A 21,304-nucleotide genomic window follows, 5' to 3' on the forward strand; every position below is an offset into this window, starting at 1 on the left:
CCCGCACCCAACCGTCAGGTTGGTCGGGGCATCCGTCGTTGTCCTGCCACCGCCCCCTCCGTAGTTGTCCCTATCGCCCACCCGGCGCACCCCGGTGGGGAATCCACGCCCTGACCCTGATCGTATCTCTAGTACATTCATAATCGGTACCAAAGCCATGAGTAAATCCGAGAGGCTGGGACCGTCTCCGACCATGAGCTCGACCGGTGAAACGGATTCCCTGGTTGGGCTGTACTTCAGGGATGCGTCCCGTTACGAACTGCTGGGCGACAAAGGCGAGCGTCGACTGGTTCGCCAGCTCACCCGCTGCTATCAGGTCATCGCCCGGGAACTGGCGTTGCCGGAGGAGACTCCGCAAACCTACCGCGAAATCGTTGGCAGCCTGGGCGATGCGTGTGCGTTCACCACCCGGTGTCGGCGTGCCTACCATCTGGCCCGTGCCTGCCGCAGCAAACTGGTGGAAAGCAACCTGCGGCTGGCAGTGCACATTGCGCGTCGGTATGGCCATCACGGCATTCCCATGGCGGATCTGATTCAGGACGCCAACGTGGGTCTGATCAAGGCGGTGGAACGCTTTGATCCTACCAAAGGCTTCCGCTTTTCCACCTACGCCTACTGGTGGATCAGCGAAGAGGTAAAACGCTGCCTGCAGCGGGGCTCACGGCTGGTTCACACGCCGGAAAACGTCGTGGATGAGATCCGTCAGTTGCGCAAGGTGTCCATGCGCCTGCATCAGAGCCTCGGCCGCGCGCCCCTGCAAAGCGAGCTGGCCCGGGAAATGGAGGCCTCACCGTCCCGTATCGGTGAGCTCAGAGCGTTGGCGAACCGTGAGGTGTCTGTGGATGCGCCGGTTTCGGAAAGCGCTGGAATTACCCTCGGTGACAGTCTGAGTGGCGATGAGCAGATGGCTCCGGATCACTCGATGGTGCAGCGTGATCGCAAGAAATACCTGTCGGATATTCTCGGCAAGTTGTCGGATCGCGAGAAGGCTGTACTGTCACGGCGATTCGGTCTGGGCCTGCCGGAACCGGAGACGCTGCAGATCATCTCCGATGACCTGGGTATCAGCCGGGAGCGGGTGCGTCAGATCGAGAAGGGAGCCATTCGCAAATTGCAGGCCACCCTCGGTGTGGACGAAATGAAGCGTATGGAAGGAATGTGAACGGGGTGATTCAGTGCGCCATGATAAACCAGGCGCCCGCAATCACCTGACATGCCAACACCACGGACGTCAGTGCCAGCCTGAGCCTTAGATACCAGGCTGGCCAGTAACCCTTCATCCAGCGAGCGTCGACAATATACAGCGCAAGATAGGCGACGGTGTAGATGCCGATTTGCCAGCGCACGGCCAGCAACAGCCCCACCCCCGCAGCTACGAAAAACACCTGGCTAAGCACCATGGTAACCAGCGGCGATAACGGGTAGCAGCGGTTTTCCAGCTGCATGGCGATGGGCCAGTAAACACCGGCCATAAAGGCAAGAATGCCGGCACTGTAGAGGTAGAACCAACCGATCACCGTCACGCTGTAGGCCGGCATGAGGAACAGACTGAGGATACTCGCCAGAAACGGGATCAGTCCGAGAACGCCAACCAGAATCGCCAGTCGTGCAACAGCGATCACGATCCTCGCCCCTGTACCCGGATTCTCATAGGCTCGATGCCAGCGGGCTCCATACCCACCATTTCATGGTAGGCCGACGGGTGAACCACATCGGTTCTGGCTATGCTGAAGGCACCCAGGGCGTCCTGAATCTGCCAGCTGCTGCGAAACAGCCGCGTTTTACCGTTCTTGTCAGAGAGGATAAGCAGCTGGTCCCCGATCCTGAGGCGGGCCATGTACTGTTGGCCCTCGATAGAAATTATCTCCAGCAGATCAATAGTGTGATGACTGCTGTTGTTGAGTTGATCGAAGGTTATTCTCACCGTGGTGCTCCAGAGGTGAAATGGTACCGGGGAATTTACGACCGCCAGTGGTAATAGGATCAATTACCCAGTTCCCGGCAGACTTCATGCTGGGGGCAGTCCACCAGGTGATCGTTCACCATGCCGGTGGCCTGCATGAAGGCGTACACAATGGTTGGGCCGACAAAATTGAAGCCGGCGTTCTTGAGCGCCCGTGACATGGCCTCCGCCTCGGCTGTGGTTACCGGAACGTCGGAAAAGCTCTGCCAGCGGTTCTGGAGCGGTTTGCCACCTACAAAGGACCAGAGGAATTCGCTGAAATCCGCGCCCTGCTCCTTCATCTGGAGAAAACTGCGGGCGTTGCGAATGATCGAGTGCACCTTGAGGCGATTTCGGATGATGCCGGGGTTGGCGAGCAGTTCCTCGATCTTCTGGTCGTCATAGCGGGCGATCCGTTGTGGATCAAAATCGTCGTAGGCCTGCCGGTAGCTGTCCTGTTTGCGCAGTATGGTGATCCAGCTCAGACCAGCCTGCTGTCCATCCAGGCAAAGCTTTTCAAACAGCGCGAGTTCGTCGTACTCCGGGCGCCCCCACACGGTATCGTGGTAGTGAACGTAGAGGGGATCCGTGCCGCACCAGGGGCAGCGTCTGTTGTCGTCCATCAGGATTCCTCGCAAGGGCGGATGCGTGGCGTCACCGGCTGATGCCAGTTCATGATCAGGGGCTCAGCCTGTGGCCACAGAGCAGTCAGGTCAAGGTTTGTTGGCACCTCTGCCAGCAGCCGCCCGCCAGGCCGGGAAAATCGCTCATCGCAGTAGACCAGAGTGACCAGGAAGCCCGCCACAGTGCCACTGGCCGCCTGCCAACCGGGCTCATCGCGATCCCCGGACAGGTGAAAATCGGAGCCCACTTCCAGAGTCTGCAGGTTGCCGGCAATGCCCCGGCCGGTGGCTTTCAGCCACGCTTCTTTCAGGGTCCAGACCCGCAGGAAGTCCGCATGGCTGTCGTTGGCGAGCAGCCAGCGTTGTTCGGCTGGGGTAAACCAGCGCCGCACCACTTTCTGCCACTGGGGATGACGGTTGAGGGGTTCGATATCCAGTCCGATACCGGCGCGGCCACTCACTGCGCAGGCGGACAGCCGCTGACTGTGGCTGAGAGACAGATGCCAGCCGGCGGGAGTTGCCGACGCTGTCGGCCGTCCGGCCACCGGCGCGCAGCCCGCGGGCGGGCAATGGGCACTGCTGGCGATGGCCTGTCGTAGCAGCCAACGGCTGCTCAGGTACTCCCGCCGCCTCGGGCCGGAGAACTTTGCCACGGTTGCCCGCTCATAGTCGGTAAGCCAGGCCGGGCTGGGCAGATCCGGTGCTTCCGGTTCACGGCACAGCCAGATCGATGGCGCACCGTCCGGGCGGTTGTCAGGGCTGCAGTCGCTGGATGTGCCAGCCATCGCCTTCCCTTACGTATTCGAAGCGGTCGTGGAGACGGCTGGGACGGCCCTGCCAGAATTCGATGCGCTGGGGCACCACCCGGTAGCCACCCCAGAAACTTGGTAGGGGTACGTCTCCGTTGCCGAATTTCTCTTTGATTTCCGCCACTTTTTGCTCGAGCAGCCCGCGGGAGGTGATCACCTTGCTCTGCTCCGAGACCCAGGCGCCAATTTGACTGCCCCGGGGCCGTGACGCGAAATAACGTAGGGATTCGGCTTTGCTGACTCGTTCCACGGCGCCCTGAATCCGTACCTGCCGGTTCAGGGCAATCCAGGGAAACAGCAGCGCCGCCTGCGGATTCTGCGCCAGTTCCGCGGCCTTGCGGCTGCCATAATTGGTGTAGAACACGAAGCCCTGCTCGTCGAAATACTTCAGCAGAACCGTGCGTAGGTCAGGCATGGCATCGTGCCCGGCGGTGGCCAGCGACAGGGCGTTGGGTTCCAGAATACCGGCCTCACGAGCATGCTCGAACCAGCTCTGAAACTGCCGGATCGGGTTGTCATCCAGGGCATCGCGATCCAGGCCTTCGCTCTCGAAATCACGACGCATATCGCCGATGTCCATAGTGTTTCCTCTGTCGCGTGTTGGTAGCACCAAAAATACGAATCATGAGGATATCGGGTTCAGCGCCGGCTGTCGCGATCACGGTGAACGGACTGCCGCTGCTGACAAACGGGTGTCGGGCCGACTATCCTTGTAAACAGGCACGCGGGTAAGATTGCCCGGGAATTCCGCCGTCTATGAGGAGAAGTCCGTGGCTCAGAGCCGTCAACGCAGTCGCACCCCCAGAAATCTGTTGATCGGGGTCCTGGTTCTTTTTGTGCTGTACACCCTGGCAGGCTTTCTGCTTCTTCCCTGGTGGCTGGAAAAGTCGCTGCCGGAGCAGCTGGATCAGCGCATGGGGTGGCAGGCGGCGGTGGCCGACATCCGTGCCAACCCGTTTGCGTTGAGTGTCGAGGCCACGGGACTGGAAGCGGTGGACAGCGGCGGTGAGCCGGTGGTGGCGTTTGAACGGCTGCGGCTGGATCTGAATTTCTTCCAGCTGGTGCGCGGCATTGTCGGGTTCGAGGAGATTCAGCTGGACGAGCCGTTCATCCGCGTTGACTTACTGGAGGACTACGGCGTCAACTTTGCCAGAGACTGGCAGAGCGCCAATCCCGGCGAGGTCACCGAGCCACCGGCCGGGGACGACGAAGCCAGCGAGCCACTGCCGCTGTATTTCGGGCAGATCGTGGTCAATGGTGGTGAGATGCTGTTCCGCGATTTCAGTCAGCAGGAAATGGCGGAGTTCCGCATTGAACCCCTGGACCTGACACTCAACGATTTTGCCACCTGGCCCCGTGAGGATCAGGGCAGCGACTATTCCCTGATGGCGGCGTTGGGTAGCCAGACCATTGAGTGGGAGGGTGATCTCAGTGTGGCCCCGTTCTACTCCCGGGGATCTCTGCGGCTGTCATCCGTGGGCTACGATACGCTGGCGCATTTCCTGGCCCCTTACCTGCCGTATGATCTGCGCGGCGGCAGTGTCACCGTGAGCTCTGACTACGTCGTCCAGGCCGGCGACACCTTCTACCTGGAAACCACCAATGGCGAGTTTGCCCTCGAAGATCTGGCTATTGCCCTGGACGAGGACAGTGAGCAAGCGCGGCTGAGTGCCGGCAAACTGGCGGTGGATGCCATCCGCTTTGACCTCACGGGTCGGGAAATCAACGTGGGTCAGGTGTCCCTGGAAAATCTCGATCTGGCCCTGGCGCGGGATGAGAACGGTCAGATCGACTGGCTTGCCCCGTTGGCATCCGCCGACGGCAACAGCGACACTGGTGACGGAGAGGCGGCGGCCGAATCCGAAGCCCCGCTCCGCTGGTCCCTGGCCGGTATCTCGTTGACCCGCAGCCGGGTGCTGTGGCAGGACCGGCAGCCGGAATCTGCCGCCGAGATCGCCCTCGAGCAGCTGTCGTTGTCCACCGGCACCCTCAGCCATGAGCTGGCGGAGCCGGTGAGTTACCGGGTACAGGGCACTCTGGCCAGTGGCGGGCGGTTGTCGCTGGATGGGCAGGTCACTCCGTCACCTTTCACTCTTGAGGCGGCGATTTCCGGCACAGGCGTGGCGATTGCTGCCTTCCAGCCCTATGTCCGCCAAGCCGCGAACATCGAGATTGCCAGCGGCCTGCTGGGGCTGGACGGCAATCTGGATCTCGACGGTCAGAAAGATCCCCTCACCGGCACCTTCAGCGGCACCGGTGAGTTGACCGGGCTCAACATGCGGCTGCCGGAGGCGTCGGATGAACTGGTGTCGTGGCAGAGCCTGCGACTGGCACCCATCGAGTACAACGTCTACCCCGCGCGCCTGGAAATCGGCACTGTTACGCTCACCGAGCCCTCGGTCAACGTGGTGCGGGAGAGCGACGGTCTGCACAACCTCGAGCGCATCATCCGGGCATCGGATAACGACGACAGCGAAACATCCGGCGACGACGCCGGTGGCGAGCCGGACTTCATCTTCCGAATAGATCAATTGCTGCTGGAGCGCGGAGAGGTTTCCTACACCGACCGGTCCCTCGAGCCGGCCTTCTCCACCACTCTGCAGGCGCTCAATGGCAGTGTTAGCGGTATTGCCAATGTGTCCCCCCAGCAGGGGGACATTGTCGTCCGCGGATTGGTGAACGGCAGCTCCGAACTGACCTTTGATGGCTCCCTCGGGACCCTGGGCACGGACGACATCAGCACGTTGACTGTGGGAATGAAAGGCGCGTCGCTGCCGAATTTGTCACCGTATTTCGGGCGTTACCTTGGTTACGGGGTCAACAGTGGCAAGCTGGATCTCGATGTGAACTACGAGATTTCTGGCAGCCGGATTGAGGCCAGTAACCTGATCATCATGGATCGACTGGAACTGGGCCAGCCGGTAGTCAGTGATCAGGCCACTGGTGCGCCAGTCAAACTGGGCCTGGCATTATTGCGGGATCGCAAGGGGATGATCGAAATTGATCTGCCGATCAGCGGTGATCTTCAGGACCCGGATTTCAGCGTTGGTAATGTCGTCATGCGGGCTTTTGTGAACCTTCTCAGCAAGGCCGCTGCCTCTCCTTTCAGTGTGTTGGGCTCGGTTGCCCAGCTGGCGGGACTGTCCGGTGATCAGCTCAGCGAAGTGCGGTTTGTGGCAGGCACTGCCGAGCTGGCCGAGGGCGACCGGGTCAAACTGGATGCCCTGGCGGACGCTCTGACCGAGCGACCGGCGCTGTTGCTCAACATTCGTGGTGGTGTGGCACCGCAAGCTGATGGCCTGGCGTTGTTACGCCAGCGGCTGACCCGGCAGCAGGGCGGAGCCCTGTCTGAAACCGACTGGGCTGAGGCGCGGGAGGCGTTTTTTGTCGGGGAGCGCTCACTACCGCCGGAAGCCCTCGGAAATCTGGCGTCGGCACGGGGCGCCTGGCTGAAAAAAGAGATGCTTGAAGCGTACGATGTGGCGGCGGACCAGCTGTTTTTGCTGGACCCGCAGCGTGACGCCAGAGCAGACGAACAGGGCCTGGTGGCGGTGCAGTTTGCTTTGGACGCCCGTTAGCCTCTCACGGCAGGTTCTGCTGGAACGGGAAACCCGTGAAAAACCCCGGTGGTAGCTGCAGGCCCCACTTCTCCACCAGTATGCGGTAACGGCCACTGCGCACCAGAGGTTCAAGTAGCCGGATCATATCGGCGGCATTCACCGGGCCGCCGGCGCGGGTAATAATGGCCAGACGGTATACCTGATCCGGTCGCTCGGAAATCAGCAATCGTTCCCGGTCTTCGGGGTGCTGCGCCAGATGTTGCTGGAGGTAGGAGCGACTGACAATCGCCACCTCGGCAACGGAGGGCCGGTCGGCCTTGATCAGGTTGATGTTGCGGCGGTGGCTGTCGGAGAACTCGATGTCGAAGCGCTGTTCCAGTTTTTCGTTGTCGATCTCGAAATCCGCAAAGCCATAATGATAGCCCGACATGGCCACGATGCTGCGTTCCTGGAGGTTGTCGAAGAACCCGGTGTCCCGTCCCGGTTTTCTCAACGCCAGATACAGCTCTTCGTCGGTCAGAATCGGGATAGTGGCTTCATGCGGGTAGTCGTGCCAGCCCCAGGCCGGGCTCTCAAAGAAGATGACGTCGTACAGGCCGGCTGTGAAGTCCAGATAGCGGCGCATGGGCGACGTGTGCACAACTTTGAAACGGACATCCGGGTGGGCAGTGTCAAGGTGCTGCAGGGTGTCCGCCAGCAGCCCTTCCACTTCGCTTTCAGAGCCGATACCGGCAATGGGCGGGAAGTTGTAGACTCCCACCTTGATTTCCAGCTCGGCGCGGGCAACGGGCACAGTAAAGCCCACCGCGCAGAACAGTAGGGCGAGCAAGGCAGGCTGGAATCGGTTGTTTCGCGGCAAGGAAGAGTCCCGGGTGGCCAAGTTCTGAGCGTTCGTTCAGATTAACACCCGGAGATTCCTGTCAGAAAGGGTCAAATTATAAACTTATGCAAAACGGAGCGTTTACTGTGCAGCCCACTCTGAGCCATTTTTTTGCTTACGTTTCCCGGTTGCGCTGGATCAAGCGCTGGGGGCTGATGCGCAACGCCATCGAAGAGAACGTGGCCACCCATTCCTGGGAGGTGGCAACCCTCGCCCACGCCCTGGCGTTGATCCGCAATCGTCACTTCGGCGGCACCGTCAATGCCGACCGTATTGCTGCAGCGGCGTTGTACCACGACGCCACGGAGGTGATCACTGGCGATTTGCCAACGCCGGTGAAGTATCACTCACGGGTGATGCGAGAGGCGTTCGGGGATATCGAGCACAAGGCCGAGGCGGAGTTGCTGGCGTTATTGCCGGCGGACCTGCGGGAGGATTTCGCACCCTACGTGCGGGAGTCGCAGCTGTCGGCGGAAGAGAAGGAACTGATCAAGGCGGCGGACCGGTTGTCGGCGCTGCTGAAATGCGAAGCCGAGATGCGGGCCGGTAACACCGAGTTCGAACCGGCCGCCGAGCAGATTGCGCGGCGGCTGGAACAGGATGGCCTGGCGGAGGTTGCCTACTTCATGGAAGTGTTTGCCCCCGGTTACCGGCAACCTCTGGACAATCTTCTGGGCTGAGCCGGTCTGATCACCAGCGATCAGGCGCCGCCGGATGCCACCATGCCGCCGCGCAGACCGTCACGTTGCGCCGACTGGCGGACAATGTCCTCCGGGCTGCCGGCCAGTTCCCGGAACATGCCCATGGAGCCGAGCAGCGCGGAGGACTCGTAGGGCACGAACACCCGCTCGCCATCCTTGGCCATGTTCGGCAGAACCTTGATGTAGCTCTGGCCGAGCAGGTAGCCGACAACGGTCTGCTTGTTTTGTTCGGTTTCGCCGATGGCACTCAGCACCAGGCGGATGGATTCCTGCTCACCCTGGGCGCGCAGAATGGCCGATTCTTTGTCGCCCTGGGCATTGAGGATCGCGGATTCGCGCTGGCCCTGGGCCATGGCGATGGCGGCGGACTTCTCGCCCTCGGCTTCGGTGACCGTGGCCCGGCGCTTACGCTCGGCGGCCATCTGCAGGCGCATGGCCTCTTCCACTTCTTCCGGCATGCTGATGTCCTGCACTTCCACGCGGGTCAGTTTGACCCCCCATTTAGAGGCAGCCTCTTCCATTTCCGCCTGGATCGCGTTGTTCACTTCGCTGCGGGATTCGAACAGCTTGTCCAGCTCCATCTTGCCCACGACCGAACGCAGGGTGGTTTTCGCCAGTACCTCCACCGCCTGGCTCATGTTGGCCACCTCGTAGACGGCGCGGCGCGGGTCGATGATCTGGTAATACAGGGCCCCGTTGATGTTCACCGTGACGTTGTCGGTGGTCACCACCGGCTGACCGGGAAAGTCCATCACCGTCTCGCGGCGGTCGATGCGGGTTTCAAAGCTGCTGCTGGGATGGTATTCGTCGCCGATGCGCACATAGCGGGTCATGGTGATGGCGCGCGGGCGCTCGATGAACGGAATGATGATGTTGACGCCGCTTTCCAGAATCCGGTTAAAGGACCCCAGCCGCTCGATTACCATCACTTCGGACTGGCGCACGATAACGAGGCCCTTGGCGATGATTGCGATGCCGATAGCCAGCAGAACGAGACTGATAACCAGGCCCGGCGAGAGAAATGCTTCCATACGTGTTACTCCGTGGGTTTGACGCTGTGAACGACGGCGGTGGTGCCGTCGAAGGTTTCGAAAATGACGTCCGTGCCGGCGGCCAGCTCGGCGCTGAACCCGTCACTGGTGCGAATACGGTAGAAGTCGCCGTTGATCTTGATGCCTACGGCGCCGTCGAAGTCACGCCGTTCGCATTGATAACGGCGGCCCTGTTCCACGCCGGTGCCGGTGGTGCCGTAGGCTACCCCTTTGGGTGAGAAGCGCGGGCGGATCCAGCGAATGGCCACCGGCACCAGGATGCCCGAGAACACACCCATGGCGACCAGTTGCCATTCAAACGGAATGCCGAGAAACGCCAGCAGGGCCGTCAGCGCGGCAGCCACGCCCAGTGCCAGCAGTACCAGCACGCCGGAGGTCAGCTCCGCGAGGCTCAGAGCCAGAGCCAGGATCAGCCAGAAATGCGTGAGACTCCATTCCATACAAGCAGTGTCCGTCAGAGAAAGGTTGAAATTGAAGGACCGATTGTAGCACGCCGGTTCGGGTTGGCCTGAGTGCCCGCTGTGACGAACCTCTGATGCCATGGCCAGAAAACCGTCAGGTGCTAGAGTGTCGAGTATAGACAGCTCCCCAAACAAAACCGATAAGAGGCAATGGCCATGAAAGATCTGAACAACAAGGTTGCGGTGGTAACCGGCGCGGGCTCTGGTATTGGCCGTTCGCTGGCAAAATCCCTGGCAGCCCGCGGCTGCCGGCTGGCATTGTCTGACGTCAATGAGACCGGCCTGGCGGAAACCGTCAGTGAACTGGGCGGTGCCGATGTCAAAACCTACAAACTGGATGTATCGGATCGCGATGCCATCTACGCCCACGCCGAGCAGGTCGCAAAGGACTTCGGTCAGGTCAATCTGGTGATCAATAACGCCGGTGTGGCCCTGTCAGCCTCAGTCAGCGAGATGAGCGATGACGACTTCAAATGGGTCATGGACATCGATTTCTGGGGCGTCGCCCACGGCACCCGGGCGTTCCTGCCGCACCTGATTGCGTCCGGTGACGGTCACGTGGTGAACATTTCCAGTGTGTTTGGCCTGATCAGCGTGCCCAAGCAAAGCGCCTACAACGCGGCCAAGTTCGCAGTACGCGGCTTTACCGAAGCCCTGCGCCAGGAAATGAAGCTGGAAAACCAGCCGGTGGCGGTCAGCTGCGTCCATCCCGGCGGCATCCGCACCAACATCGCCAATGCCGCACGCATGGGCAAGTCTGAAAACGCCGATGCCCAGCGCAAGGGCTTCGACAAGCTGGCCAGGACCACGCCGGACAAGGCCGCAGAGATCATTATCAAAGGTATCCTGAAAGACGAGTCACGCATCCTGGTAGGCCCGGATGCCTGGGGCATTGACGCTATCAACCGACTGCTGGGCTCAGCCTATCAGCCGCTGGTTGAGCGTTTCTCCCGCAAGAATCTTTACGTCTGAGCCAGGCCGCCGGCATCAGTGGGTTTCCCGATGAGGTGAAACCTGCTGTATATTTTACATACAGATTTAAGCTTCTATACTTGCTGTTGTTCCAGGGAAGGAGACAGCATGACTACGACACATCATTCCGACTTGGGAATGGCTCTGGAGCAAAGCCGTTCGGGTCTCCGCGATAATCACCGCCGCTCACTGATGCGGCTGCTGTTCCTGATCACCGGGTCGTCCCTGCTGGTGTTTTCGGGCCTGCAGGCCGTGAACGGTTTCTGGTGGGTGGCCGGCACCGAACTGTTGGCCAGTGCCCTGCTGTTTTTCGGCTTTGCTCGCTTGCGTGATAGCGCGCACCTGCAGGGGTGGATTTATGGCTATCTGACGGCGCTGTTCTCGTTTTTTCTGGCCATCATGCTGTTTCCCGACGCCTCCGTATCGGCGTTCGCCTGGGTGCTGATGATGCCGGTGCTTGCATATCTGCTGCTGGGAAAGCGTGACGGCTTCCTGCTCAGCGTGCCCTTCGTGCTGGCCGGCGGGGTGGTCTATTACCTGCATCTGGGCCAGGTCGACAGCGCCTACCTGATGATCGACCTGCTCAACATGACCCTTTGCGGTGCGCTGATGCTGGTGTTCATCCATCTGTACGAAATCCGGCGCGAGGAAGCCGAACAACGGCTGGTGGATATGGCACAGAGTGATTTCCTGACCGGGCTGGCCAATCGCAGCAGCTTTCAGAGTACCCTGACCCGCACCATCGCCGAGTGTGAGCGCAGCGGCAGCGGCTTTGCGCTGGTGATTATGGACATCGATCACTTCAAAGTGGTCAACGACACCCTGGGGCACGATGCCGGCGACCTGGTGCTCAAAGACATTGCGTTGAGCCTGGGGGAGCGGTTGCGTGGCACTGATTTCGTGGCACGTCTTGGGGGGGAGGAATTCGGCCTGATCCTGCGGGACGTCAAGTCAGCCGGCGCCTACGAACTGATGGAGGAACTGCGGCAGCGCATTGCGGATCGGGAGCTGGTTTACGGGGATGCGCGGGTTCGTGTGACGGCGTCTTTCGGCATCGCCCATTGGCCCGAGCATGGCCGGCAGGCCGAAACCCTGTTCCGCGTTGCCGACCGGTGCCTTTACAGCGGTAAAAGCGCCGGCCGGAATCGCGTGGCCCGACCGCTTACTGCAGGGTCCGGCGGTTTCCCTTCTGATACTGTGGCGCAATGTGTGCGCTGATCTCTTCCTTGAAGCGGGCAATCAGTTCGCTGTTATCGTGATCCCAGGGGTGGAAGCCCGGCTTGAAGTATTCCAGCCAGGTGGGGATCAGGCTGGAGAAGGTGCCGTCTTTACCCCACATGCGCCAGACACTCTTGGCGGCGTCTTTCAGTGAAAAGTTGCTGCGATCATTCAGCACCATCCGGGTGGTGAAATAGCTGGCAACCACGCCCAGAGCGGCGGTACTGAAGGCCAGATAGAACGCGCGCTCGGCGTAGGTGCCGCCCACTTCCTGAAACACATCGTAGGTCACCGCTTTGTGCTCGGTTTCCTCGATGGCGTGCCACATCCACAGCGGACGCATGCTCTCGTGCATGTCTTCACGCACGTCGCTGCGCTCCAGCAGCATGTCTGCCATCATCGCGGTCAGGTGCTCCAGGCCGCAGGTAATGGCCAGCTGGTGGCGCTTCGGCAGTTTTTTGGTGACGCCAAGAAGCACTTCCAGTTGTTTTTCCAGTTCCTCCACCGGCATGCCGCGATCCCGGATGTGCTGGTTCATGGTGTCATGCTCCAGCGAGTGCATGGCCTCCTGACCAATGAACCCGCGCACTTCCGCTTTCAGCTTGGGATCGGAGATCTGGTCGCGGTAGTAGCGCACCGAATCCACGAAAAACTGTTCGCCCTGGGGAAACAGTACCGACAGCGCATTCATGGTGTGGCTCAGCAGATGGCTGTTATTGAGCCAGTACTGCGGCACCTGTTCACCGAATTCAAAACCCATGCGCTGAGGCTTGATGGAGACGTTCTCCGGCGTATTGGACACCGGGGCCTTGGATTCTGCAGTTTTTGTTCTCAGCATGGTTACACTCCTCTGCGATTGAACGCTTTGGCTGATGTCATGAGTCCAGTGTGGGTAAGTCAACGCTTTAAGAGAAGGCGCGAACGGGACGGCCATCGTTCAGGTTGGGACAGACCGAGGCCGATCCCGGGCGGTTCCATTGACTATGATGACGGCATCACAGGTGTACCCAGTCCCAGTGTTGCCCGCGGCTGCTTCTGTTAGCATCGGGGAATAAGGCGCGTGTTTTTTACCCTCATACCCACAAGGACAAGCTATGGCAACCACCGGCCCGGACAAAGAACGGCAAATGCTGGGGTTTTTCCTGGTGCCTGGCGTGTACATGCGGGTTCTGGCCGAAACCGTAAGGCAATTGGGCCACAATGATCGGGTTCTGTACGAGGGTCTGGGCTTCACGCTTCAGGATCTCAAGGCCAACGACAGCCGGGTGTTCGTGACCGACGCCATCCTGATGGCCCAGCGGGCACTCGATTTGGCTGGCAAGGATGGCCTCAGCTTCGCGCTGGCACGGGAGCTGCGGGTAACCATCCACGGTACCCTCGGCTTCGCCGCCCTGACCAGCCCGACCTTTGCCGGCGCCCTGGACTCCGTGCGCCGCTACCTGCAGTTGCGGGCGCCGTTTCTGAGCATGAGCCAGTCCGAAGCGGGGGAAAACGTACTGGTGCAACTGCGTACTGAGTTCAATATGCCGGGGCTGTACCCGTTCCTGGCGGAAACCGTGAGTGCCACCCTGATTCTGCTTACCGAGCAGTTGCTGGACCGCGAAGACGCCGAAAAACGGGGCTTTGCCCTCACCGATGGCAAACTGCCGGGCGTGGCGGTGCACCTGAGCAAACCCGAACCGGAATATTACGCCCGCTATGCCGCTCAGCTGCCGGTGCGATTCGAGTACGGCAAGCCCGAGGAAATGATGGTGTTTCCGAAGGCTCTGCTGGAGGTGCGCATGCGGCTGGCGGATGCCGACGCCTCGCGCATGGCTAGTGATCAGTGCGAGTTCGAGCTGCAGAAGGCGCTGAAGGACCAGGGTGACATTACGTTGGCGATCCGCAACATGCTGCGAATGATGCCGGGCCCGCTGCCCTCACTGGAGGACATGGCCGAGCGTTTCTGCGTGTCGTCAAGGACGTTGAAGCGGCGGCTGGCGGAGAAGGATACGTCCTACCGGGAAATTGTCGAGCTGGTACTGAAAGACCGCGCCATTCAGTTGTTGCGGTACACCAACCAGTCGGTGAGCGAGATCGCCTACGAGCTGGGTTATGCGGACCTGTCCAATTTCAGCCGGGCGTTCCGCAAGTGGACCGGCAAGTCGGCCAGCGAGTTCCGCGAGGACGGTCCGGATCCGGCTCCGGAGCTTGGTCCTTGACGGGGGGTTGGAGTATTTTTCCCAAGGGAAAAATACTCCAACCCCCCCGGCCACACTCCAAATTACTAGGCTAGGTCAGAACCAGAACCCAGCTCAAAGCCAAAAGGAGACCACCATGGAAGCCAGACCAGACACCCATAGCAAACTCTTCGGCTACCTGCTCTGGATCTTCGGGTTCCTCGGAGCCCATCGCTTTTACTACGGCAAACCCATCACCGGCACCATCTGGTTCTTTACCCTGGGCTTGCTGTTCGTCGGCTGGATCATTGACCTGTTCCTGATCCCGGCGATGGACCGGGAGGCGGATCTGCGATTCCGGGAGGGTGAGGTCAACTACAACATCGGCTGGCTGCTGTTGACCTTCACCGGGGTGTTTGGTCTGCACCGGATGTACATGGGCAAGTGGATCACCGGCATTATCTATCTGCTGACCGGCGGGCTGTTCCTGGTTGGCGTGCTGTACGACTTCTGGACGCTGAACGGCCAGATTTCAGAGCGCAACCAGGAAATGAAGTTCAACTGATGCCCCCGGCCACCTCCAGCTCCGCCAGGCCTTCTTCCAGATAGTCCAGCATCCGTTGAAGGCTCGGGAGGGTGCGGCGGCAGCCGATCAGGCCGAACTCGATCTGGTCGCAGTAGCTGGTCAAGGTCATGTTCAGGGCCATTCGGTCCATGGCGATGGAGACTGGATACATGCCTTCCAGCCTGGCGCCGTTCCAGTAGCGCTCCTCTGACGGGCCCGGTACGTTGGAAATCACCACATTGAAAGTCTGCCATTTCGGCGCCATGCCGGTGAGCAGGTTGAACGCAGCGGGCGCCAGCGTCAGGGCGGTGTAGTTGAGGATTTCTTCCGGTGACATGCTGGCGTAGCGGTCCTTGGCCAGCTTCACATCCTGGTGAATATGCATCAGCCGGTCGGCCGGGTCGCTCAGGTGGGTGCCGAGGGAGGCCAGGATGATGCCCACCTGGTTGCCCGCCTCGCTGTCGTCCCGGCGCAGGGACACCGGCACCATGGCAATCAGCGGCTGGGCCGGCAGGGCGTCCAGGTTCATCAGGTAGGTGCGCAGGGCGCTGGCGCACATGGCCATGACGACGTCGTTGACCGTCACGCCGTAGGCCTGGCACACAGTACGGATGCGTTTCAGGCAGTAGGACTGGGCGGCGAAGCGGCGGGAGCCGGTGATTTTCTGGTTCAGCAGGCTGCGCGGGGCGTGGAACACCGAGCTGTACGCCGGGTCTTTCCGGGCATGGTTGATGGTCTTCAGCAACTCCCGGGCCACAGTAGGCACCGTGCCCAGCTGTTTGCCGGACTCGCCGATAAGATGGCCGAGACTGCCCCACAGCGACGGTCTGCCGTCTTCTCCCTCTTCCCGTTTTGCCCTGGGTGGCAATGCCCAGATGGGTGGCATGTCGCGCTGTGCCCGGTCGCCGGAAAGCATCCGCTGGGCCATGCGCATGGCAGACACGCCATCGAACAGCGCATGATGCACCTTGGTGTAGACCGCGAACTGGCGATCCCGCAGACCCTCGATCAGGTGGAACTCCCACAGTGGCCGTTCACGGTCCATCAGGTGGGAATGCTCCGCAGACACAAACGCCAGCAGTTCGCGAACCCGCCCCGGCGTGGGCAGGGCTTCGAAGCGGAAATGGTGCTCCAGATCCAGGTGTTCGTCGTGTACCCACACCGGTTGAGTGAACCGGCTGTCCAGCCTGCGGTCAAACGGCGGAGTCACGGTGCTGTGGTTGCGTAGCGAGTCGGCCAGTTGCGCGACATAGTCATCCGGCGCGTCGTCCGGAAATGAGAACAGTTGCAGACCACCCACATGCATGGGCTGCTGGCGTTTTTCCAGCCAGAGGAACAGTTGGTCTGCGGGGCTGAGGGGCTTCATTTTTTATCCTTGTTGGGTGCTTTTTGCCGATGGTAACCCAGGCAGGTGTTGTCGCGATTGGCTTTTCGGCAGGTCGGTCCATTCACCGTGGTCAGGTCTGAATGGCTGGCGTCTGCGTAATTTTTAAGCCAGTTTAGATCAAAAACCCACGCAACGAGTCGGGAGGCGTCGACGTGCCGCAGTTTTTCCGGGGGATATCCATGTTGGCAAGGATGCCAGTGGTTGTGATGCTGTCTGTGATGATGGTGGGTCAGGCGCTGGCCCAGGATCGCCCCCGGGTGCAGCTGGCAGCGGTGGAAGAAGCCGATATTCTCCAGGAGGTTCGTCTCAACGGTACCGTCAACCCGCTGCGGTCATCCGCCCTGTCTGCTGCCGTGTCCGGTCTGGTGGATCGGGTTGGCGTGGAAACCGGTAGCCGGGTCAGCAAGGGTGATGTGCTGATCGAGCTGGACGATGAGCTGGCCGATTACGAGCTGGCCGCCGCCACGGCCGAAGTGCAGGAAGGGCAGGCCCGGCTGGCGGAGGCGCAACGGCGGCTGGAGGAAGCGCGGTCCGTGGGTGCCGGTCGTAACATCGCAGCGGCCGAAGTGAGCGCGCGCGAGAGCGAAGTCGCCGGTGCCAGCGCCCAGCTGGCGCGGCTGCAGGCGGAGCGTGACCGGATGCGGGCCAATCTGAGACGGCACCGCATTGAGGCGCCGTTTGGCGGTGTGGTCAGCGAACGCTTCAGCGATCTGGGCGAGTGGGTGAATCCCGGCGACGAGCTGTTGCAACTGGTGGATACTGAGAGCCTGCGCCTGGATTTCCGGGTGCCCCAGGACTATTACCGCCGCATTACGGACAGCGCCGAGTTGCGGGTGTCCAATGCCGGTGTCGATGTCACGGTACGGATCGATTCCCTGGTGCCGGTCAGTGACCCGCAAGCACGCACCTTCCTGCTGCGGGCGACCGGGCCGGAGGAACTCACGGTGCTGCCGGGCATGGCGGTGACCGCAACCTTGAGAGTGGCCAGCGGCGAGCGCGGCCTGAGCGTATCGCGGGATGCCCTCAACCGCTATCCTGATGGACGCACTACCGTGTGGATTGCCACGTCGTCCGGTGACGGGGTGTACTCCGTTAACGAAAAGCGGGTGAGTGTCGGTAGCGCCTTCGGAGGGCGCGTCGAGATCACCGACGGGCTGGACGGTGGCGAACAGGTGGTGGTGCGGGGCAACGAATCCCTCAGTGAGGGGATCGACGTGCAGCTGGCTGACCGGGAGACCAAGTGATGTTTGCCGGTATTATCCGCCACGGCACACTGGTGGCGGTGGTCACCCTGATCATTGCCATTCTCGGGGCGGCCGCCGCGCTGCGCATTCCGGTGCAGATGATTCCGGATCTGGAAGTGCGCACGGTGACGGTGGAAACCAGCTGGCCGGGCGCCACGCCCCAGGACATCGAGAAGGAAATCCTCATCGAGCAGGAGCGCTTCCTGCGCAATGTGCCGAATCTGAGCCGGATGATGGCTACGGCCTCCAGCGGTGGTGCCGAGATCGAGCTGGAATTTCCCTTCGGCGTGGACATCACCGAAACCCTTATCCAGATCAACAATGCTCTCAGCCAGGTGTCCGACTACCCGCGCAATGTCGATGAGCCGCGCATCGTGGCGGCGTCGTTCTCAGCCAACGCGTTCATGTATTTCCGGGTTTCCACGCTGGAAGGCAATCCCCGCGAGCTGGATATCGAGCTGATGCGGGATTTCGTGGAGGACCGGGTGCGGCCGCGCATGGAAAGTGTGGCGGGTGTCTCGGAAGTCACGGTGGGTGGCGGTGCCGACCGCCAGATGCAGATCATTGTCGACGAAGCCCGCCTGGCCCAGCGCGGGCTGAGCCTGGTGGACCTGCGCGATGCCATTACCGCCCGCAACCAGGACATCTCCGGCGGTGAAATTGATTCCGGTAAACGGCGCTACCTGTTGCGCACCGTCGGGCGCTTTGAGGACAAGGACGAGCTGGAGAGACTGGTGGTCTCCCGCAGCGGCGACAGCGTGGTGCGGTTGAGTGACGTGGCGCGGGTGCAGCAGGATCACTCCCGCATCCGCGAGCTGTCCATTATCAATGGCCAGCGGGTGATCGGCCTGCAGGTGCGACGGGAAAACGGATCCAACGTCATCGACATCAAGCGCGCGATGATGGTGGAGGTCGACGCTATCAACGACGAGGTTCTGGAGCCGGCGGGCATGGAACTCGGCCTGACGGCGGACGACGCCCGCTACGTGGAGGCTTCCGTCGCCAACGTCTGGACCAACCTGGGCATTGGTGCGGTGTTCGCCACTCTGGTGATGTTCCTGTTCTTGCGCTCGTCGCGGGCGACCTTTGCCGGTGTGGTGGGTATTCCCTTGTGCGCCATTGCGGCGTTCATTGGCCTGATGATCGCCGGCCGCACCATCAACGTCATCTCTCTGGCCGGCATCGCCTTTGCCATCGGTATGACCGTGGACAACAGCATCGTGGTGCTGGAGAACATCGAGCGCCACCGGCGTCTGGGGCTGGACCGGTTCGAGTCGGCCCTCAAGGGGGTGCAGGAGGTGTGGCCGGCGGTACTGGCGTCCACCATGACCACCATTCTGGTGTTTTTGCCGATTCTGTTTATTCAGGAAGAGGCCGGGCAGCTCTATTCCGATGTGGCGATTGCCATCTCCGCGGCCATCATGGCCTCCATGCTGGTGGCGGTGACGGTGATACCGGCGCTGTGCGCGCGGCTGAACTTCGGCGACCGCAAGGTGACGACTGACGACTACGGCAATGCCCTGTCGGGCGGCTGGTCGTCAGGGATCATGTCGGCAGTGACCTGGCTGGCGGGCACGCCGTTGCGACGGGTGGTGGTGATCGTCGCCACCGCGTTGCTGAGCCTGTGGGTCATTCTGGTGCTGACGCCACCGGCGGAATACCTGCCGGAGGGTGAGGAACCAAAAACCTTTGCCGCCATGAGTGCGCCACCGGGGTACAACCTGGATGAAATGCAGGCCATCGCGCAGCAGGTCGAGGATCATTTCCTGCCCCATGTGAATGCCGATGGCGAGGCCTACGCCGCCGGAGAAACCCGGGTGCCGCCCATGGCCTATCTGAACATGCAGGTCAGCACCGAGCGCCTGCGCATCATTGCCGAAACCCTGAACCCCCGCCACATCGAAGCGCTGATGGACGAGCTCACGCGTTTCTACGAGCAGTTTCCCGGCATGCGGGCGTTCGCCGCCAAGGGCTCAATCATCTCCAGCAACGACGGCGGTACCCGCAGCATCAACCTGGACGTGTCAGGACCGGACCTGGTCTCGGTGTACAAGGCGGCCAACGCCATCTACGCCCGTGCGGAGGAGATTTTCGACAACCCGCGGATCCAGAGCCAGCCGTCTACCCTGTCCCTGGCGCAGCCGCTGATCCAGATCCGCCCGGACTGGGACCGCGCCGCGGAACTGGGCCTGGACACGGAAGCCATCGGCTTCACCGTGTCGTCCCTCACCGAGGGCGCCTACGTGGACGATTTCTTCCTCGATGACGATAAGATCGACATCTATCTGTATGGCAGCGACGGTCGCAACACGCAGCTGAGCGACCTGCCGGATGTGATGGTGCACACGCCCCAGGGCGCCACGTTGCCGCTCTCCAGCCTGGCGGAAGTGGAAGAAACCGTGGACACCAGCACCGTGCGCCGGGTGGATGGCCGCCGCACGGTGACCCTGAACGTGATTCCCCCCGGGGACGTGCCGCTGGAAGCCGGTGTTGAACGGGTCAAAACGGAACTGCTGGAGAAGATGCGGGAGAGCGGTGACCTGCCGTCGAACGTCAATGTGGACATTTCCGGTGCCAGCGACCAGCTCAACGCCACCCGCGATGCGCTGACCGGCAACTTCCTGATTGCCATTGCCATTGTGTATCTGCTGCTGGTGGCCATCTTCGCCCACTGGGGCTTCCCGCTGCTGATCATGACCGCGATTCCGCTGGGCGTGGCTGGCGGTATTGTCGGGCTGGCGCTGATGAATCTGGTGGGTGGCCTGTTACCGAAGATGGGTCTGCTGCCCCTGAGTCAGCCCTTCGACATGATCACCATGCTGGGTTTCCTGATCCTGATGGGCACGGTGGTGAACAACCCGATCCTGATCGTCGATCAGGCCCGCCAGAATCTGCGCCACAAGGGCGTGTCGGTGGTGGATGCGGTCACCGCCGCGGTGCAGACTCGCTTGCGGCCGGTGGCGATGACCACGCTGACCACCATTTGCGGCCTCTCGCCGCTGGTGTTCCTGCCCGGGGAAGGAACCGAACTCTACCGGGGCGTGGGTGCCATCGTCCTGTTTGGCCTGTTGGGGGCGGCTACGGTGACGCTGACGTTCCTGCCGGCTTTGACGGTGTTTGTGTTGCAGTGGCGGGAGCGGCGTGGTGGCTCTGACTCCGCCGTGGGGTAGCGGCCTTTTGGGTTGGGAGCTGCCGCCGCTTCGGGGGTGGCCCCCATTTTCTCCTTGGAAAAAGAACTCGCTGCGCTCAGACACCTTTTTCCTGCCGGAAAAAATGGAAACCACCCCCGAATCAGCTCGTTCCGGCTTTGTGAAAGGCCGCTTTTAGGCCGCGGCGGTTTCTTGCTTGTTTACCGGGACTTCCAGCCGGATCTGGTCACCGTCCAGTAGCACCGGGTAGGTTTTGATCTTGACCGTTTCATCCTCCAGGCATTGGCCGGTGATCAGGCTGAAGTGTTGTTTGTACAACGGCGACGCCACCACCGGTTCGCCCTTGATGTCGCCGGTGATACCCCGGGCCAGGACGTTTGAACCGCTGAACGGATCGGTGTGGCTGATTGCAAACAACGCCGGCAGCCGGTGCGGTAAATAAAACACCGCTACGGGACCGTCTTCAGTCCATACCGCAACACCGGATTCCGGCACCAGATCTTCCACCTTACAAACTACATTCCAGCTAGTACGAGCCTTCATAACAATCTCCCAAGCAATCTTTTTGATATCTCAGTGTGG

The 21,304-nt window shown here is 61.2% G+C and carries 20 protein-coding genes; 9 read left to right on the forward strand and 11 right to left on the reverse strand.

The window, feature by feature from the left end; genetic code table 11:
• Nucleotides 1-157 precede the first annotated feature (157 nt).
• A complete protein-coding gene (locus MLC70_RS13415; protein WP_248184578.1) occupies nucleotides 158-1,162 on the forward strand; it encodes a sigma-70 family RNA polymerase sigma factor in 1,005 nt (334 codons plus the stop codon).
• Between the two features lie 10 nt (nucleotides 1,163-1,172).
• Here the strand turns inward: MLC70_RS13415 and MLC70_RS13420 are convergent, their stop codons facing one another.
• Genes MLC70_RS13420 through pdxH form a run of 5 tightly spaced genes read right to left on the reverse strand, consistent with a single transcriptional unit; the run spans nucleotide 1,173 to nucleotide 3,954 of the window.
• Nucleotides 1,173-1,622, reverse strand: coding sequence for a DUF3429 domain-containing protein (locus MLC70_RS13420; protein ID WP_248184580.1), 450 nt, complete (start codon nucleotides 1,620-1,622; stop codon nucleotides 1,173-1,175).
• Nucleotides 1,619-1,924, reverse strand: coding sequence for a DUF6482 family protein (locus MLC70_RS13425; protein ID WP_248184582.1), 306 nt, complete (start codon nucleotides 1,922-1,924; stop codon nucleotides 1,619-1,621). Before MLC70_RS13425 ends, MLC70_RS13420 begins: the two co-directional genes overlap by 4 nt.
• A 59-nt stretch (nucleotides 1,925-1,983) precedes the next feature.
• Nucleotides 1,984-2,565, reverse strand: coding sequence for a DNA-3-methyladenine glycosylase I (locus MLC70_RS13430; RefSeq protein WP_248184586.1), 582 nt, complete (start codon nucleotides 2,563-2,565; stop codon nucleotides 1,984-1,986).
• On the reverse strand, nucleotides 2,565-3,350 hold the full coding sequence (locus MLC70_RS13435; RefSeq protein WP_248184589.1) for a 4'-phosphopantetheinyl transferase family protein: 786 nt from the start codon (nucleotides 3,348-3,350) through the stop codon (nucleotides 2,565-2,567). Before MLC70_RS13435 ends, MLC70_RS13430 begins: the two co-directional genes overlap by 1 nt.
• Nucleotides 3,319-3,954 (reverse strand): pyridoxamine 5'-phosphate oxidase, encoded by a 636-nt coding sequence (pdxH, locus tag MLC70_RS13440; protein WP_248184591.1) that lies wholly within the window; start codon nucleotides 3,952-3,954, stop codon nucleotides 3,319-3,321. The genes MLC70_RS13435 and pdxH overlap by 32 nt, the downstream gene beginning before the upstream one ends.
• Nucleotides 3,955-4,144: 190 nt before the next feature.
• Between pdxH and MLC70_RS13445 the strand changes: the two genes are divergently transcribed.
• A complete protein-coding gene (locus MLC70_RS13445; RefSeq protein WP_248184594.1) occupies nucleotides 4,145-6,952 on the forward strand; it encodes a DUF748 domain-containing protein in 2,808 nt (935 codons plus the stop codon).
• 4 nt (nucleotides 6,953-6,956) lie between these two features.
• Here the strand turns inward: MLC70_RS13445 and MLC70_RS13450 are convergent, their stop codons facing one another.
• Nucleotides 6,957-7,793 carry an amino acid ABC transporter substrate-binding protein gene (locus tag MLC70_RS13450; protein WP_248184596.1) on the reverse strand — a complete coding sequence of 279 codons (837 nt, stop codon included), beginning with the start codon at nucleotides 7,791-7,793 and terminating at the stop codon, nucleotides 6,957-6,959.
• Nucleotides 7,794-7,879: 86 nt separating this feature from the next.
• Here MLC70_RS13450 and yfbR point away from each other — a divergent pair, with 86 nt between their 5' ends.
• Nucleotides 7,880-8,494, forward strand: coding sequence for a 5'-deoxynucleotidase (gene yfbR / locus MLC70_RS13455; RefSeq protein ID WP_248184597.1), 615 nt, complete (start codon nucleotides 7,880-7,882; stop codon nucleotides 8,492-8,494).
• A gap of 20 nt (nucleotides 8,495-8,514) precedes the next feature.
• Here the strand turns inward: yfbR and MLC70_RS13460 are convergent, their stop codons facing one another.
• Both MLC70_RS13460 and MLC70_RS13465 read right to left on the reverse strand, forming a co-directional pair.
• Nucleotides 8,515-9,546: an SPFH domain-containing protein gene (locus MLC70_RS13460; protein WP_248184599.1), complete on the reverse strand. Its 1,032-nt coding sequence runs from the start codon at nucleotides 9,544-9,546 to the stop codon at nucleotides 8,515-8,517.
• 5 nt (nucleotides 9,547-9,551) lie between these two features.
• Nucleotides 9,552-10,007 (reverse strand): nodulation efficiency, NfeD-like protein, encoded by a 456-nt coding sequence (locus MLC70_RS13465; RefSeq protein WP_248184600.1) that lies wholly within the window; start codon nucleotides 10,005-10,007, stop codon nucleotides 9,552-9,554.
• 177 nt (nucleotides 10,008-10,184) lie between these two features.
• Here MLC70_RS13465 and MLC70_RS13470 point away from each other — a divergent pair, with 177 nt between their 5' ends.
• The gene (locus MLC70_RS13470; protein WP_248184603.1) at nucleotides 10,185-11,000 is read left to right on the forward strand and encodes an SDR family NAD(P)-dependent oxidoreductase; all 816 of its coding nucleotides are present in this window, start codon (nucleotides 10,185-10,187) and stop codon (nucleotides 10,998-11,000) included.
• Between the two features lie 108 nt (nucleotides 11,001-11,108).
• Nucleotides 11,109-12,218, forward strand: coding sequence for a GGDEF domain-containing protein (locus MLC70_RS13475; RefSeq protein ID WP_248184604.1), 1,110 nt, complete (start codon nucleotides 11,109-11,111; stop codon nucleotides 12,216-12,218).
• On the opposite strand, the gene MLC70_RS13480 is transcribed toward MLC70_RS13475, so the two are convergent.
• Entirely contained in the window at nucleotides 12,163-13,056 is an 894-nt protein-coding gene (locus MLC70_RS13480) for a metal-dependent hydrolase (protein ID WP_248184606.1), read from the reverse strand. The two genes, MLC70_RS13475 and MLC70_RS13480, sit on opposite strands and share 56 nt — an antisense overlap.
• A 256-nt stretch (nucleotides 13,057-13,312) precedes the next feature.
• Between MLC70_RS13480 and MLC70_RS13485 the strand changes: the two genes are divergently transcribed.
• Together MLC70_RS13485 and MLC70_RS13490 are read left to right on the forward strand one after the other, a co-directional pair.
• A complete protein-coding gene (locus tag MLC70_RS13485) occupies nucleotides 13,313-14,419 on the forward strand; it encodes a helix-turn-helix domain-containing protein (RefSeq protein WP_248184607.1) in 1,107 nt (368 codons plus the stop codon).
• 115 nt (nucleotides 14,420-14,534) lie between these two features.
• Nucleotides 14,535-14,942 carry an NINE protein gene (locus MLC70_RS13490; RefSeq protein WP_248184610.1) on the forward strand — a complete coding sequence of 136 codons (408 nt, stop codon included), beginning with the start codon at nucleotides 14,535-14,537 and terminating at the stop codon, nucleotides 14,940-14,942.
• Here MLC70_RS13490 and MLC70_RS13495 read toward each other — a convergent pair.
• Nucleotides 14,935-16,308, reverse strand: coding sequence for a WS/DGAT/MGAT family O-acyltransferase (locus MLC70_RS13495; RefSeq protein ID WP_248184613.1), 1,374 nt, complete (start codon nucleotides 16,306-16,308; stop codon nucleotides 14,935-14,937). The two genes, MLC70_RS13490 and MLC70_RS13495, sit on opposite strands and share 8 nt — an antisense overlap.
• 200 nt (nucleotides 16,309-16,508) lie before the next feature.
• Between MLC70_RS13495 and MLC70_RS13500 the strand changes: the two genes are divergently transcribed.
• On the forward strand, nucleotides 16,509-17,573 hold the full coding sequence (locus tag MLC70_RS13500; RefSeq protein ID WP_248184617.1) for an efflux RND transporter periplasmic adaptor subunit: 1,065 nt from the start codon (nucleotides 16,509-16,511) through the stop codon (nucleotides 17,571-17,573).
• Nucleotides 17,573-20,743, forward strand: coding sequence for an efflux RND transporter permease subunit (locus tag MLC70_RS13505; protein ID WP_248184619.1), 3,171 nt, complete (start codon nucleotides 17,573-17,575; stop codon nucleotides 20,741-20,743). Before MLC70_RS13500 ends, MLC70_RS13505 begins: the two co-directional genes overlap by 1 nt.
• Nucleotides 20,744-20,896: 153 nt before the next feature.
• Here the strand turns inward: MLC70_RS13505 and nirD are convergent, their stop codons facing one another.
• On the reverse strand, nucleotides 20,897-21,265 hold the full coding sequence (gene nirD, locus MLC70_RS13510; RefSeq protein ID WP_248184621.1) for a nitrite reductase small subunit NirD: 369 nt from the start codon (nucleotides 21,263-21,265) through the stop codon (nucleotides 20,897-20,899).
• Between the last annotated feature and the right edge of the window lie 39 nt (nucleotides 21,266-21,304).

Source organism: Marinobacter goseongensis, assembly GCF_023156235.1.
Classification (GTDB): Bacteria; Pseudomonadota; Gammaproteobacteria; order Pseudomonadales; family Oleiphilaceae; genus Marinobacter; species Marinobacter goseongensis.